The organism is Gallibacter intestinalis, assembly GCF_014982745.1.
Lineage (GTDB): Bacteria > Bacillota > Clostridia > Peptostreptococcales > Anaerovoracaceae > Gallibacter > Gallibacter intestinalis.
Genome location: NZ_JADCKA010000002.1, coordinates 101454 through 116311 on the forward strand (window position 1 = coordinate 101454; position 14858 = coordinate 116311).

Genomic DNA, 14858 nt, shown 5'->3' on the forward strand with positions numbered 1-14858 from the left:
ATAAAAACTTACGATATAACTTTTACTGTTATCTGTTGTTTTTCGCTATATTATTAATCATATCCCATTTGGACATGATATAATCAAAACCTTCTGGACGGTGAGGTAACAAACAGTTACTACAATCCTTTGTACCGTCATCAAGATACCCAAAATCACCGCCGCATTTACTGCCCAAAGGATAAAGTGGACAGTAGCAAAACATACAGTTGAAGTTTTCCTCATCATCAGTAGCATGACAAGGGAAATACTCGCAATCCGTATTTTTATAAAATTTGAAACAGTTATCCATTGTTTCTGTTCCTTCTTCTGTCAAGCTCTTTAAGATATTTTTTTCTCAATCTTATATCGTCAGGAACAACCTCTACAAGCTCATCGCTGTTTATGAACTCCAGTGCTTCTTCTAATGTAAATACTGTAGGTGGAGCCAGTTTAACAGCTTCGTCATTACCGGCGGCTCTCATATTTGTAGCCTTTTTAGCCTTGCACGGATTGACTACCATATCATCACTTCTTGAGTTCATTCCTATTATCATTCCCTCATAGACTTCCGTTCCCGGCTCTATGAAGAGCTTAACTCTTTCGCTTATATTAGCAAGAGCATAAGGTGTTGCAACTCCCTGCTCCTGTGCTATACCAACGCCGTTGGTTCTCTGAGGAATCTCACCTTTATAAGGTTCGAAGTCGCTGAAATGTCTTACCATGGTGCCTTCGCCTCTGGTGTCATTTATAAACTCGGATCTATAACCCAAAAGCCCTCTTGTAGGTACCATATATTCCAGATGAGTATAACCATTTTCGCTAGTCATCTGTGTCATCATGCCTTTTCTGACATTGAGCTTAGAGATTACACTTCCAGAATACTCATCTGGAACGGAAATAATAACCTCTTCCACAGGCTCAAGCTTTTCGCCATTTGGACCTTTTTTCATGATTACCTCAGGCTTCGATACTGCCAATTCGTAGCCTTCTCTCCTCATATTTTCAATAAGAATTGAAAGATGCAATTCTCCTCTACCTGAAACCTTGAAGCTGTCTGTAGAATCCGTTTCCTCAACCTTGAGTCCAACATTGACTTCCAGCTCTTTTTCAAGTCTTTCCTTGATATTTCTTGTGGTTACATATTTTCCCACTCTTCCAGCAAATGGTGAATTGTTAACCATAAAGTTCATGGAAAGTGTAGGCTCTTCTATGTGAATCATATCCATAGGCTGCGGATTATTCATATCCGTAACCGTTTCACCTATGGAAATATCGGATATACCGGAGATAACTACGATATCTCCACATTCTGCCTCTTTAACAGGCATCCTTTTTAGACCTCTGTATACAAAGACCTGATTTATCTTTTTCTGAGTTAGGCTGTCGTTACCTCTGGCAACGCCTACCGTCTGTCCTTCTTTAAGAGTTCCCTGAGTAATTCTGCCTATTCCAAGCCTTCCGATATAGTCATCATATGCAAGGGAAGAAATCTGCAGCTGAAGCGGCTCATCCCTTAAATCAGGATATGGTTCACAGTGTTTAATTATCGTATCAAAGAGAGGCTTTATATTTCTACCGTCCTCTCCTCCGGTATTTTTATTTATCTTATGACCGTTTTCCTCTACTTTAACGTCCTTAACATCTTCAGGGTCGTAAACTACTATCCCCTGTCTTGCGATACCGTAAAGAATCGGAAAATCCAGCTGCTTATCATTCGCTTCAAGATCCATAAACAGCTCATACACCTCATCAACCACTTCATCTATGCGGGCATCCTTTTTGTCTATCTTGTTTATTAAAAGTATAGGATTTAAACCCTGCTCAAGGGATTTCTGAAGCACAAATCTTGTCTGAGGCATTGGACCTTCGCTGCTATCCACAAGTAGTATTACCGTGTCAACGGTTTTAATTATTCTCTCAACTTCTGAACTAAAATCAGCGTGTCCCGGCGTGTCAACAATGTTTATTTTAACATCGTCATGCATCACCGAACAATTCTTTGAATATATTGTTATACCCCTTTCACGCTCTATATCATCGCTGTCCATAACGCATTCAACAACCTCTTCGTTATCACGGAATACACCGCTCTGATTAAGAAATGCGTCTACTAAGGTGGATTTACCTGCGTCTACGTGGGCTATAACTGCTATGTTAATTATCTTTTGTCTGCTCATCTAAGTATGCGTTTACCTCTTTCTTACATATATATATCGTTGTTACACAACGATGATTATACCATAAATAGCGCCGCTATCATATACGGAAATGGTAAAAAATACTCATTTTACTGAAAATTGTATTTTTTTACGTACATTTTAAATTCTTCCCATGCATCTGGGTTTTCCATAAAATATTTCGGACATTTCTTACCGGTTATATCCCCATGCCTGATTACATTTGTCCTTGAAATGCCAAAGGTATCACAAAGCCAAGCAGTAAGCCTTACAGTTGAGTTGTATGAAGTCAAAGTAAATTCACCAGTGCTATCCGGATGGCATACCTCTATGCTAATCGTATCGTCATTTCTCGTGTTAGATGCCACAGACTGCATATATAGTGGCACACATTGTATGATTTCCCCATCAAGGCCCACAACAAAATGAGAATTAACTTGAGTTGTATCCTGAGCAAAGTAGTCTCTATTTGCCTTTGCTGTAGAGCTCGGATTTGCTGTGTAATGTATTACAATGTCGTTTACCCTTCTTAGATTTCTTTGAGAAGGATCTGCCTCATAAATTAAATCCTGAGTTACCCAACTTGGAATTTCATCTTGAGTCACTGTGCTCTGATGATAAAATTTCATATATCCAAAGGCAAGAACAACTATAAGTACTACTGCCATTACAAATGTCTTTTTTCGCATTCTTTTGCGATGTATCTTATTTTTTCTTCTGTCATGTCTGCCCATATTATTATTTTACCATATAAGCACCACAATCGTTATTACAATTATGTTATACTTATACCCACAGAACACATAAAGACGCATAATATCATACAGAAAGGAAATCCAATGATTGATCTGTTAAAGGATATATTTGATAATGATATACTTGTAAAGCTGGTTCTCAGCGCACCTCGAAGAAAAAGTCAGGAGGTTAAACGAATAGTTATAAGGCCTGTGATTATCGGCACTGGAATGATGTATCAGGCAGAGCTTCATTTTGTAAACAAGGTAACCCATATAAATATGAGTTCTTTTGAAGCTGCAGACTTCACTTTTGACAGCGTGAATTCTGACTTTAAACAGGTAAATATATTTACTACGGAAAATGATATTCAAATTCTGGCCAATAAGCCTGCTTCTCCGAGAATAACTAAAAAGAAGCCTTCTATGACACGTGAAGTGCTTACTCATAATAAAGAAAAGCAATATCTAATTTCCGAAGGAAAACCTTGCGACTTTCTGATAAAATTGGGAGTTATGGATGAGTCCGGAAAGGTTTTTCCAAAGCATTACAGCAAGTTCAGACAGATTAACCGGTTTCTTGAAATCGTTGATGACAGCGTAGATATATTTGATAGCAGCAAAACACTTAAAATTATAGATTTCGGCTGCGGTAAATCCTACCTCACCTTTGCACTTTACTATTATTTTAAAATTTTAAAAGGCAGAAAGGTTCAAATAACAGGACTTGATTTAAAAAAGAATGTTATTGACCTTTGTAACAATATATCAAATGAGTTAAATTACGATGAATTAAAATTTGAACTTGGCGATATTGCCGATTACAAAGACAGCGGATGCGATATGGTTGTTACCCTTCATGCCTGTGATACTGCAACCGATTACGCATTGATTAACGCAGTAAACTGGAACAGCAAACTGATACTTTCTGTTCCATGCTGCCAACACGAACTTTTTAAACAGGTTAAAAACAAAACTCTCGATCCTATGCTAAAGCACGGAATTATAAAGGACAAATTCACAGAGCTTATTACTGACGGTTTAAGAGGCCTTAAGCTTGAATCCAAAGGTTATGATGTTTCAATGATAGAATTTACTAGCCTTGAACACACCTCCAAAAACATTATGATAAAAGCCGTGAAAAATGATAAAAAGACCACTGCTAAAATGCAAAAGGCTCAAGATGAGTATGAACGAATGAAAAAGGAATTTAATTTAAAGCCTTGTATCGATAATCTAAAATAAAGTAAAGGACATCAGGTTGCGTTAAAGCAACATGATGTCCTTTTAAATTCATATTATTTTTATACTAATCTGATTCCTATGGTCTTCTGATAAATATAGATGCAACAGTTGCAACGATTACAGTTCCAAGCATAAGCATAAATGTGCTCATGTAAGAGCCGCTTGCATCATAAAGTGCACCTGCAATTGTACTTCCGAAGGAAGCTATCAAAAGATTTAAGTTAATTATAGGATAGTTTACCGGATAATGAGTTGTACCGTAAAATCCGCTGGCAAAAGCTGAGTTTGTAGGAGTAACTCCGCCGTATGCAAAGCCGCTGACACAGAATGCAATTATAATCATTATAAAGCTGTGTGAAGTAAGCGCAAAGATCAAAAGTCCTACTGCAACAAAGAAAATAATGTCAAAGAGGAACATTGTCGCTCTTCTGCCGATTATGTCAAAGAGTGCTCCGCAGATAACACGTCCGATGCCGTTAAGTATAGATATAAGTCCTACAACTGTAGCAACTGTACTTGCTGAAGCTTGTGGATTGATTTCAGCAACTACTCCGCTGGCCTGAGAAATAAGTATAAGACCTGCAGCAGAAAGAGTTGTAGCCCATACGATATAAAGCCAGAAAGAAGCTCTCTTAAGCATCTGTCCAGGACCAATGTCTATACCCTCTTCCTTCTTAGCCTTGGATTCCTTTTTCACAGGAGCCGGTGCCTTGTAGTCAGCGCCAGGAGCCTTAATAATTAGAGCTCCTAAAACCATAACAACTATAAGAATTATACCGAAGATAAAGAATGAATTTCTCCAAGCATCAATTCCCTCACCTGATGGTGTAAAGGCCTGATAAACCTTACCGATGATAAAACTTCCGAATCCAAATCCCATCAGCAGAATACCTGAAATAAGACCAGGCTTATCAGCAAACCACTTGTTAAGGCAGCTCATTATTCCGTTGTAAACAAAGCCGGAACCAAATCCTGCAAGTATACCGTAACCGATGTAAAGCATTGCTAAACTGTCAGTTCTTGAAGAAATCAAGAAGCCTGCACATAAAAAGATTCCGCTGAGAATCATGTTCATCTTTACATTGACTTTCTTTGCAAGAAGTCCGCCGCAAAGTCCGCCGATGCAGAAAAATGACATACAGATTGTAAATGTTAGAGAAATCTGTGACTGTGTCCAGTCAGTAAAGAACGCCGAAATAGGCGAAGCAAGTACGCTCCATGCGTAAATCAATCCTGCAAACAGCATTATGATTGTACCCACGCCCGCGTAAAGCCAACGTTTGTTTTCCATAAATAAACCTCCGTAATATAAATGTATAGTCTGTATAAAACCTTTTTTAATGACTCTATTGTATCTAATTCGATACAATACTTTCTAATTTTACCATAGCGGACATGTTTATATCAATTGAAAAATCTCATTTTTTATGATAGATTATTTTTAATATGATTTTAACAGTTCTTAATTAAGGAGAATGCTAGCAATGAAATTTAACTTGAGTTTTAAACCTTCACAGGCAACTGATGAAAGAGAACCTCGTATGCCCCATTTCTGGGAAGCGATGGTATCCTTTCTTTCGCTGATTGTGATTATGTCTATAGGTATTGTTATATTCGAGGTTGACCCTCATATTCCGATGTTTATAGGTGTAATAATTGCCGCTTTGGTTTCTCTGCGACTTGGTTATAAATGGTCACAGATTGAAGATATGATGATTAAGGGCATATCAAGAGCCATGCAGGCGATTCTTATATTATCCATTGTAGGTATGATGATTGGTGTATGGCTGCTTTCAGGTACTATACCAACAATGATATATTACGGTCTTAAGCTTTTGTCACCTTCGGTATTTCTTATAGCAACAATACTTATATGCTCAATCACTTCACTAGCCACAGGTACTTCTTGGGGTACAATGGGTACTATGGGTGTTGCTCTTATAGGAATAGCTCAAGGTATGGATATGCCAATAGGTCCTACAGTGGGAGCTATTTTAGCAGGAGCTTACTTTGGAGATAAGCTTTCTCCTCTTTCAGATACTACGAACCTCGCTCCTGCCATGGCCGGAACAGATGTATTTACCCATGTAAAATACATGTTTTCTTCAACAATAGTGTGTTATGTGATATCTCTTATATTTTTCGGAGTTTACGGATTTATGCATGCCTCCAGTAATGATGTAGATACATCTCAGGCAGCTGCCCTTATGGATGGATTGCAGTCAACCTTTAACATAAATCCTATACTGCTGCTCCCACCTGTTGTCGTTATACTGGCTATAGCTTTAAAAGTTCCTGCTATACCGGGAATAACACTTGGCGCTATCGTAGGCGCAGTGCTTGCTCCGATTTTTCAAAGCGAGCTAGGAATATTTGCAGTTAACGATGCCGGAGAAACCGTTATGACCCATGTAGGCGCAAACTTCGGTGATATTTTAGACGTTGCACGAAACGGATATCTGTGCAATACAGATATACCTGCATTAAATGAGCTTCTTTCATCGGGCGGTCTTATGAACATGGCTTCATCAATCTTAATGACGCTTATAGCCATGATGTTTGGAGGCATTATGGAATTTACCCATCAGCTTGAGGTTATAGTAAATAAGATTACAGGCTTTGTTAAAAGCGGTCCTGGACTCATTGCAGCTACAGAAGCAACCTGTGTTGTTTCTAACGCTACCATGCCTGAACAGTACATTTCCATACTCGTTCCGGGCAGAATGTATGCAGAATCATTTAGAAAGGCTGGAATTCATCCAAAATCCCTTTCCAATGCCCTTGAAGCTGCCGGTACCGTTACATCACCGCTGATACCGTGGAATACATGCGGATTATACATTTTAGCCACCCTAGGTGTTTCAGCAGGCGTATATGCTCCGTGGGCTGTATTTAACTACTTGATGCCTATTGTAAGTCTTGTAATGGCATTCCTTGGAATTACATGTACCAAGATGACACCTGAAGAACAGAAAAAAGCCGATGCTGGAGAGTTAGTATAATAAATTAGACCATATAAAATCCGGAGAAGTGATCTCCGGATTTTTAATTTATTTTATCCTTTTTATTCATCAATGCTCCAGTCAATAGGCTCCTCTAAAAATGAATTGGCTTTGGAAAAATACTTTCCACCAAAAAAGCCTCTGTGAGCAGACAGTGGACTTGGATGCACGCTTTCAATAACATGGTGAGAAGGATTTGTTATGAGACATTTTTTGCTTCTAGCATTTGAGCCCCACAATATAAATACAATGCCCTTTTCCCTTTCATTGAGCTTTTCTATTACAGTGTCGGTGAATCTTTCCCATCCCTTATTTCTATGACTGTTAGCTTCCCCTCTTCTTACAGTAAGTACAGTATTGAGAAGAAGAACTCCTCTTTCAGCCCATTGAGTTAAACATCCGTGGCTTGGAATTGTAACACCTAAATCTTCGTTAAGCTCCTTATATATATTAACCAGAGAAGGTGGAATTCTTACACCTTTTTGCACTGAAAACGCCAGTCCATGGGCTTGTCCCGGCTCATGATATGGATCCTGGCCTAGTATAACCACCTTAACATCCTCGTAAGGTGTATATTTAAGAGCATTAAATATATCGTGCATATCCGGATAAACCGTATGGGCAGCATATTCACATTTAAGAAATTCTCTAAGCTTTAGATAATAATTCTTTTCAAACTCCCCATTTAAAACTTGATCCCAGTCGTTTCCCAAATTTACCATTTATATTTCCTCCTGCACAAAATTATACATCAGTCATCAAACTGTGTCATTTGATTTTTAAATGTCTCAAGTGTACAATATTTTCTATGAAAGCGTATATATCAAAAAATGCAACTGAACAATTATTGAAATATCTCAAATCTAATGATTGTGAGATTGTATTTACCCATTGCGACCACGTCCATGACGCTATAAAGGATCATCCTGACATACAGTTATGCCGTTTAAAAAATGAGATTTATCAAGGTGATACTGATAAACTTTCTGAAGTCTATCCTTCAGACATTAGGTATAACGCTGCATGTACAGGAAAATACTTTATTCACAATTTAAAATACACTGATAGTGACCTTCTTAAAAAAGCAGAAAATGAAGGCCTTATTTTAATAAATGTAAAGCAAGGTTATTCAAAATGTAATATTGTAACAGTTGACGAAAACTCTATTATTACATCTGATAAAGGAATTGCCTCGTCCTGTGAGGGCATTATGGATGTATTGCTCATATCCGAAGGAAATATAATCCTTCCGGGCTTTAATACAGGCTTTATCGGTGGCTGCAGCGGAAAGCTTAATGATACAGTCTTTTTTAACGGAGATTTAAGTAAGCATCCCGATTTTATAAAAATAAAAGATTATATTGAAAACAGAGGCTTAAAATGTCTGTGGTTTAAAGGAACATCTTTAACAGATATAGGCTCTGTTATTATAGGAGATTAAAAAATGAAGGATATATATTTTGCAGGCGGATGCTTTTGGGGAATTGAAAAGCTTTTTGCTTCCCTTCCCGGAGTTATAACAACAGAATGCGGCTATGCAAACGGACTTTCTGACATAGTTCCCAACTACGAAAAAGTCTGTTACGGCGGTACAGGCTTCCGCGAAACGGTTAAGGTGGTCTATGACGAAAGCCAAACATCATTAGAGGCTTTATTATTCGCCTACTATTCGGTTATTGACCCCACAATACCGAACAGGCAGGGACCTGATAAGGGGTCTCAATATCAGGTTGGCATTTATTATACCGATGATAAAACCGAGGAAACTGTGCGCCGCATCAGTGAAATTGAAAAAGCGTCCTATGACCAATTTATCGTAGAAATTAAACCCCTTAAAAACTATTATACCGCCGAGGATTATCATCAGAAGTATCTTGATAAAAATCCCCGTGGTTATTGTCATATAAACCCTGTTAGAATGTCTGAAATCGCCAAATTTAACATACGCCCCGAAGAATACAACAAACCTGCAAGGGAAATACTTAAAATAGAAATATAGCTAAAGGACTAAATAACCAATGAAAAAACACGCAATTATACCGATATTTATTCCCCATCATGGATGTCCAAATGACTGTGTCTTTTGCAATCAAAAGATAATAACCGCAAGAAGCAAACCGGTATCTGCAGATGATGTAAGAAGCATAATCGAGACCTATCTTTCCACACTTTCAGACAGAGGTCTTGATGAAATCGAAGTTGCTTTCTTTGGTGGTAGTTTTACCGGGATTCCAATAGACCAGCAGACAGCATATTTAAAGATAGCAGACGAATACAAGCAGAAAGGACTTATTGATAAAATACATCTTTCCACAAGGCCAGATTATATTGACAATGAAATACTTGCAAATCTTAAGAAGCATCATGTAGATGTTATTGAGCTTGGAGTCCAATCCTTTGATGAGGAAGTTCTGTTGCTTTCAAAACGCGGTCACACAATTGATGATGTATATAAAGCATGCAAATTGATAAAGGATGAAGGTTTCACTTTGGGAATACAGCTTATGATAGGACTTCCTGGAGATACTAAAGAAAAGTCAGTTATCAGCGCCCAAAAAGCTGCAGCCCTATCCCCTTCCTTGGCGCGACTGTATCCTACTGTAATACTCGAGGATACACAGCTTGCCGAAATGTACCGAAACGGCACATATAATGGCATCAGCGAGGATGAAGCGGTAGACACCTGTAAGGACATGTACCGAATACTTACCGATGCAGGAATAAAAGTAATGCGTGTAGGCCTTAAAAGCACAGATCTTGTAACAAATAGCAGTGACCTTGGTGGAAACTATCACCCTGCTTTCAGGCAGCTCGTTGAAGGGCAAATAGCTAAGGAAGATATGCTTAAAGAGATTGAAAAACTGCCTGAAAACACAAACAGTATTACCTTTTCGGCCAGTCCTAAGTCTTTTTCAAATATGATTGGCCATAAAGGTATAAACAAGAAATACTTTGAGGAAAAGTTCCCAAACATAAATATTTCATACGAAATGGACGAAACCATTGCAGACGGTCATTATGCTCTTACGAAAACAGTATGATATTCATTGTAAAGAAGTCGTATATATGATATTATTTAATTTAGTGAAATTGTTGAAAATTAACGGAGGTAAAGACATATGAAAGCAGTAGTAACAGTGATCGGAAAAGACACAGTTGGTATCCTGGCATCCACAAGTGCCGAGCTTGCAAAAGCTAATGTTAATATTATTGAAGTAACTCAATCGGTGCTTCAGGATTTCTTCGCCATGATTATGCTTGTAGATATATCCGAATCCAAGCTCTCAATAGATGAGCTTAAAAAGGATCTGCAGGAAAATGTGGAAGGTATGGAAATCCATGTAATGCATGAAGATATCTTCAATTCCATGCACAGAATTTAAACACAACGGAGGTAAAAAATGCTGAATACAAGCGATATTCTAGAAACCATAAAAATGATACAGGATGAAAACCTTGATATCAGAACAATCACCATGGGCATTTCCCTTCTGGACTGTGCCGATTCGGATATCGATAAATCCTGTGAAAAGATATATGAAAAAATTTGCAGACTTGCAGGAAATCTTGTTAAAACCGGTGAGGATATTGAAAAGAAATACGGTATTCCTATTGTAAACAAGAGAATTTCCGTAACACCTATTGCAATGCTTGTAGGAGTGAGCGGCGGAGATCCTGTTAAATATGCAAAGACCCTTGACAGAGCTGCTAAAACAGTCGGTGTTAACTTCATCGGCGGATATTCTGCTCTTGTACAGAAAGGCTTCAGCGCAGGAGATAAGGAGCTTATGGAATCAATTCCTAGAGCCCTTTCTGAAACTGAATTCGTATGTTCTTCCGTAAATGTCGGCAGTACAAAGGCCGGTATAAATATGGATGCTGTAAAGATAATGGGACGCGTTATCAAGGAATCATCCGAAATCACCAAGGACAGACAGTGTATCGGTGCTGCTAAACTGGTGGTATTCTGTAATGCTCCTGAGGATAATCCGTTTATGGCCGGTGCATTCCACGGTCCTGGTGAACCTGACTGCGTTATAAATGTCGGAGTTTCAGGTCCAGGTGTTGTAAGAGCAGCTTTAGAAAAAATGGATGATACAGATGACCTTCAGAAGGTTGCTGATACAATTAAGAAAACTGCATTTAAGATTACTAGAATGGGTCAGCTTGTCGGAGAAGAGGCTTCAAAGGCCCTTGGTGTACCTTTCGGTATCATAGACCTCTCATTGGCTCCTACCCCTGCCATAGGCGACTCTGTAGCCCATATCTTAGAGGAAATAGGACTTGAAGAAGTCGGTGCCGCAGGCACTACTGCTGCCCTTGCAATGCTCAACGATGCAGTTAAAAAAGGTGGCGTTATGGCTTCATCTACTGTCGGCGGACTTTCCGGAGCTTTTATTCCGGTATCCGAAGATGCTGGTATGATTGCCGGTGCCCGTTCAGGATCTCTTATCATCGAAAAGCTTGAGGCTATGACAGCAGTATGCTCCGTAGGTCTTGATATGATTATCGTACCTGGAGACACTACTCCTGAGGTGCTTTCAGCTATAATTGCTGATGAAGCAGCCATCGGCATGGTTAACTCCAAGACTACTGCAGTAAGAATCATTCCTGCCATCGGTCTTAAGGATGGAGAAGAGTTAAACTTCGGTGGACTTCTTGGATACGGTCCTGTAATGAAGGTGAATACAAAATCCCCTGCAAAGATGATTAACAGAGGCGGAAGAATACCTGCTCCTATACAGAGCCTTAAAAACTAAACATCATTAAAAAATATTAGACAGTGCAAAAGATATCTATAATTGCACTGTCTTTTTTATTTCATTTTCTTACTGCTTACAGTATTTGTTAATAAGTCTATGGGCTGTTGACTGGGATATTCCCAATTTTTCTGCCACCTTGTAGGAGCTTCCGTAGTTTTGGTATGCTCTTCTTACTATTCTTCCCTCTTCTAGACTTAGCATTTCTTTAAGAGTTAAATTCTCATTGCTCATATCGTCGTTTATTATGCTCTTAAGGTCATTATGGTCCAAAACATTGGTAGGAAGATCAGAAAGCTGTATTTTTCCCTTCTCGCTGTTAAGTATAAGAAATTCCACAAGATGCTCAAGTTCCCTTATATTGCCGGGATATGAATACCTTTCAAGACTTCTTCTTGCTGCTTCAGTCATATTAACATTGACGCTGTGTTTACAGTTAAAGTATTCCATATAATGGTCAAGCAATAAACTGATGTCCTCAGGTCTCTCAGAAAGAGAAGGTATATTAACTGTAATCACAGAAAGGCGATAATACAAATCCTCTCTGAACAGCTTTTTTTCGATCATATCCGGAAGATTTTGATTTGTAGCAGCTATAATTCTGACATCAATTTTCTTTGAGCGGGTACCTCCCACAGGAACGAAGGTTTTTTCCTGTATAAATTCAAGGAGCTTTGCCTGCACACTCATTGGAATTTCACCTATTTCATCTAAAAACAATGTACCGCCGTCGGCATTTTCTACAAGGCCCTTTTTACCCTTGTCCGAAGCTCCTGTAAATGCGCCCTTTTCATATCCAAACAGCTCTGACTCCATGAGATTTTCCGGTATCGTTGAACAGTTTATGGATATAAAAGGTTTTTCAGAGCGATTGCTCATGGCGTGAATCCGTTTAGCAAGCATGCTCTTGCCAGTTCCAGATTTCCCCAAAACAAGCATTGTCACATCCTTTTTTGCCATATTATCCACAAGATTGTTTACTTCTTGCATCTTTGCGCTGGTAAACTCAATATCTTCCTTATAATTATCTCCATATCTCATATCGAGATTTTTTTGTGCGTTCATCAGCTTTTTTGATGTGTCATAAAGATCTTGTTTGAGCTTATTTATTTCCGTTATATCGCGGCAGTTTTCAACTATAAAGAGAATTTCATCGTTTTCATCTAATACAGGAGTTGTAGTGTTTAAAATTGTCTTACCGACTCTTGTAGTCTGTTCATATGTCATTGGAACTTTCTGCTCTATAACATCTCTAAGCAATGTTCTATCAACAACACCGTCATCTACAAATTCCCATATATATTTTCCCATCATTTCACTGCATGTGATACCGTAATGCTTTTCAAAGGTTTTATTGCAGTATATTGCCCTTCCGTGCTTATCGCATATAAATATTTCGTCAAAGGAAGATTCGAGGGTTTTTGATATGAAATCATTTTCATTATCGTTTATCCAGTAAATACGATGTTCCTGAGTCTTTATGCACACAGGATTATTGCTTTCAAGAAGTTCCTTTACACTGTCAATGTGGTCTATTTTACCCATTCCGGAAAGCTGCTTTATTATTTCGTTAGCAAATATGACATTACCCGAAACATCTGTAATAATACAACCGCAGACTGCTTTGTTGTCTACGCTCATACCATTACCTCCCCATATTGTTATTTATTTAACGATTTCTGATTAGAGTATACAATATTTTTCCATTTTTGAATAGTCCAATAATTCAAATCGGCCGATTTTTTAGTCGGCCGATTTTATGTATGTATTATTGGAGGATAGATATAGATAAAATGATTATCGTTATTTAATAAAGGGCAGCAAAAATTTCTCTTATTTCATCATCTGAGAGGTATACATAGTTATTTACGAGAAGTCTCTGCTGTTCCTTTACTGTCGATTCTGTAAACTCATCGATGTTTGCTTCAGTCATGCCGTATTCTCTCAGCGGCTTCTTTGCAATGAGCTTACCAAGGAGCTTTTCAAGCTCTTCGTATACGTTTTCTTCACTGCATCCCAGGCAGTCTGCTAAAATCTTATTAGCGGCTCTAATCTTTCCGTTAGGATCCTTTCTCATATACATCTTAAATACTTCTGTGAAGAACTGATAATTTGCTTCCCCGTGAGGTACATGAAACGCTCCACCGATGGAATATGAAAGTGCATGTACAGCACCTACGCCGGCATTACCGAATGCGATTCCTGCATAGTTAGATGCCAGTGCAAAATCCTTAAGGAATGGTGCTCTGCTTTCCTTTGTATTTCCTTTAGCTGCTATTTCCTTATATCCATTCATTATCATTTCAATAGCCTTCAGGGAATACATTTCAGTGAAAGGCGATGCTTTAGGTGAAACATATGATTCGATTGCATGAATCAAAGCGTCTATGGAGCTTGTGGCAAATACGCCGTCAGGAAGTCCTGAAAGACTCTCCGGAATAAGTACTGCGTAGTCCGCGTATGTCTGTTCCACAGCTAAGCCTTTCTTTATTTTAAGAGATTTAAGTTCTGCAATAGCAACATTTGTAACCTCTGAACCTGTTCCGCATGTAGTAGGTATAACTATAAGTTCTCTTTCCTTTACCGGTGGCACTTCACCTGTGAATAATTTAACAGATTCATCAGGAACATCCAGGGAAAGAACCTTGCAGATGTCTACAATAGTTCCGCCACCGATGGCAATAAGACGATCGAAATCATATTTTTTCATTTCAGCAGAAATCTGATCTATCATCTGGTCAGATGGCTCGCCCATTCCGTATTTTTCCTGATAGATTACCTTTGCTCCTGTGTTGAGCGGTTCAATGAAAGGCTTATAGAGCCATTCATTTGTCAAAATCATATCTCTTTCTGTTAATTTAAATTCTTCATTAAAATCCTTAAATGTGTCAAAATAAAATACCTGTGGTACAACTCTAAGTGCTAACATTTTGTTTCCTTTCCGCCCTTAGGCTTTTT

14 protein-coding genes are annotated in these 14858 nt (G+C 38.4%); 7 read left to right on the top strand and 7 right to left on the bottom strand.

Features of this window, described 5'->3' with window-relative positions:
- Positions 1–28: 28 nt before the first annotated feature.
- The 3 genes from INF20_RS01895 to INF20_RS01905 form a co-directional block, all read right to left on the bottom strand.
- Positions 29–292, bottom strand: a complete 264-nt coding sequence (locus INF20_RS01895) for a cysteine-rich small domain-containing protein (RefSeq protein WP_226384699.1) — start codon at positions 290–292, stop codon at positions 29–31.
- Positions 285–2159: a translational GTPase TypA gene (gene typA / locus INF20_RS01900; RefSeq protein ID WP_226384700.1), complete on the bottom strand. Its 1875-nt coding sequence runs from the start codon at positions 2157–2159 to the stop codon at positions 285–287. Before typA ends, INF20_RS01895 begins: the two co-directional genes overlap by 8 nt.
- A gap of 110 nt (positions 2160–2269) precedes the next feature.
- On the bottom strand, positions 2270–2827 hold the full coding sequence (locus INF20_RS01905; RefSeq protein ID WP_226384701.1) for a peptidoglycan recognition protein family protein: 558 nt from the start codon (positions 2825–2827) through the stop codon (positions 2270–2272).
- A 171-nt stretch (positions 2828–2998) separates the two neighbouring features.
- On the opposite strand from INF20_RS01905, the gene INF20_RS01910 reads away from it, so the two are divergent.
- Positions 2999–4138 (top strand): class I SAM-dependent methyltransferase, encoded by a 1140-nt coding sequence (locus tag INF20_RS01910; RefSeq protein ID WP_226384702.1) that lies wholly within the window; start codon positions 2999–3001, stop codon positions 4136–4138.
- Between the two features lie 76 nt (positions 4139–4214).
- Here the strand turns inward: INF20_RS01910 and INF20_RS01915 are convergent, their stop codons facing one another.
- Complete coding sequence (locus INF20_RS01915; RefSeq protein ID WP_226384703.1) at positions 4215–5429, bottom strand: MFS transporter; 1215 nt, start codon at positions 5427–5429, stop codon at positions 4215–4217.
- Between the two features lie 193 nt (positions 5430–5622).
- Between INF20_RS01915 and nhaC the strand changes: the two genes are divergently transcribed.
- Entirely contained in the window at positions 5623–7140 is a 1518-nt protein-coding gene (gene nhaC / locus INF20_RS01920) for a Na+/H+ antiporter NhaC (RefSeq protein ID WP_226384704.1), read from the top strand.
- 62 nt (positions 7141–7202) lie between these two features.
- On the opposite strand, the gene INF20_RS01925 is transcribed toward nhaC, so the two are convergent.
- Positions 7203–7862 (bottom strand): uracil-DNA glycosylase, encoded by a 660-nt coding sequence (locus tag INF20_RS01925; RefSeq protein WP_226384705.1) that lies wholly within the window; start codon positions 7860–7862, stop codon positions 7203–7205.
- Between the two features lie 86 nt (positions 7863–7948).
- Between INF20_RS01925 and INF20_RS01930 the strand changes: the two genes are divergently transcribed.
- The 5 genes from INF20_RS01930 to INF20_RS01950 all read left to right on the top strand — a co-directional run bounded on the left by INF20_RS01930 (position 7949) and on the right by INF20_RS01950 (position 11900).
- Positions 7949–8581, top strand: a complete 633-nt coding sequence (locus INF20_RS01930) for a DUF6873 family GME fold protein (protein ID WP_226384706.1) — start codon at positions 7949–7951, stop codon at positions 8579–8581.
- 3 nt (positions 8582–8584) lie between these two features.
- The gene (msrA, locus tag INF20_RS01935) at positions 8585–9139 is read left to right on the top strand and encodes a peptide-methionine (S)-S-oxide reductase MsrA (RefSeq protein ID WP_226384707.1); all 555 of its coding nucleotides are present in this window, start codon (positions 8585–8587) and stop codon (positions 9137–9139) included.
- 19 nt (positions 9140–9158) lie between these two features.
- Positions 9159–10181: an elongator complex protein 3 gene (locus INF20_RS01940; protein ID WP_226384708.1), complete on the top strand. Its 1023-nt coding sequence runs from the start codon at positions 9159–9161 to the stop codon at positions 10179–10181.
- Positions 10182–10259: 78 nt separating this feature from the next.
- Entirely contained in the window at positions 10260–10523 is a 264-nt protein-coding gene (locus tag INF20_RS01945; RefSeq protein WP_226384709.1) for an ACT domain-containing protein, read from the top strand.
- Between the two features lie 18 nt (positions 10524–10541).
- Positions 10542–11900 (top strand): PFL family protein, encoded by a 1359-nt coding sequence (locus tag INF20_RS01950; protein ID WP_226384710.1) that lies wholly within the window; start codon positions 10542–10544, stop codon positions 11898–11900.
- 69 nt (positions 11901–11969) lie between these two features.
- On the opposite strand, the gene INF20_RS01955 is transcribed toward INF20_RS01950, so the two are convergent.
- Together INF20_RS01955 and INF20_RS01960 are read right to left on the bottom strand one after the other, a co-directional pair.
- The gene (locus tag INF20_RS01955) at positions 11970–13541 is read right to left on the bottom strand and encodes a sigma-54 interaction domain-containing protein (RefSeq protein WP_226384711.1); all 1572 of its coding nucleotides are present in this window, start codon (positions 13539–13541) and stop codon (positions 11970–11972) included.
- Positions 13542–13707: 166 nt separating this feature from the next.
- The gene (locus tag INF20_RS01960) at positions 13708–14829 is read right to left on the bottom strand and encodes a 4-hydroxybutyrate dehydrogenase (protein ID WP_226384712.1); all 1122 of its coding nucleotides are present in this window, start codon (positions 14827–14829) and stop codon (positions 13708–13710) included.
- Between the last annotated feature and the right edge of the window lie 29 nt (positions 14830–14858).

What these genes read in the sequence shown, in the direction of transcription:
- INF20_RS01895 (WP_226384699.1), bottom strand. Translation starts at nt 292, where the DNA reads ATGGATAACTGTTTCAAATTTTATAAAAATACGGATTGCGAGTATTTC.
- typA (WP_226384700.1), bottom strand. Translation starts at nt 2,159, where the DNA reads ATGAGCAGACAAAAGATAATTAACATAGCAGTTATAGCCCACGTAGAC.
- INF20_RS01905 (WP_226384701.1), bottom strand. Translation starts at nt 2,827, where the DNA reads ATGGCAGTAGTACTTATAGTTGTTCTTGCCTTTGGATATATGAAATTT.
- INF20_RS01910 (WP_226384702.1), top strand. Translation starts at nt 2,999, where the DNA reads ATGATTGATCTGTTAAAGGATATATTTGATAATGATATACTTGTAAAG.
- INF20_RS01915 (WP_226384703.1), bottom strand. Translation starts at nt 5,429, where the DNA reads ATGGAAAACAAACGTTGGCTTTACGCGGGCGTGGGTACAATCATAATG.
- nhaC (WP_226384704.1), top strand. Translation starts at nt 5,623, where the DNA reads ATGAAATTTAACTTGAGTTTTAAACCTTCACAGGCAACTGATGAAAGA.
- INF20_RS01925 (WP_226384705.1), bottom strand. Translation starts at nt 7,862, where the DNA reads ATGGTAAATTTGGGAAACGACTGGGATCAAGTTTTAAATGGGGAGTTT.
- INF20_RS01930 (WP_226384706.1), top strand. Translation starts at nt 7,949, where the DNA reads ATGAAAGCGTATATATCAAAAAATGCAACTGAACAATTATTGAAATAT.
- msrA (WP_226384707.1), top strand. Translation starts at nt 8,585, where the DNA reads ATGAAGGATATATATTTTGCAGGCGGATGCTTTTGGGGAATTGAAAAG.
- INF20_RS01940 (WP_226384708.1), top strand. Translation starts at nt 9,159, where the DNA reads ATGAAAAAACACGCAATTATACCGATATTTATTCCCCATCATGGATGT.
- INF20_RS01945 (WP_226384709.1), top strand. Translation starts at nt 10,260, where the DNA reads ATGAAAGCAGTAGTAACAGTGATCGGAAAAGACACAGTTGGTATCCTG.
- INF20_RS01950 (WP_226384710.1), top strand. Translation starts at nt 10,542, where the DNA reads ATGCTGAATACAAGCGATATTCTAGAAACCATAAAAATGATACAGGAT.
- INF20_RS01955 (WP_226384711.1), bottom strand. Translation starts at nt 13,541, where the DNA reads ATGAGCGTAGACAACAAAGCAGTCTGCGGTTGTATTATTACAGATGTT.
- INF20_RS01960 (WP_226384712.1), bottom strand. Translation starts at nt 14,829, where the DNA reads ATGTTAGCACTTAGAGTTGTACCACAGGTATTTTATTTTGACACATTT.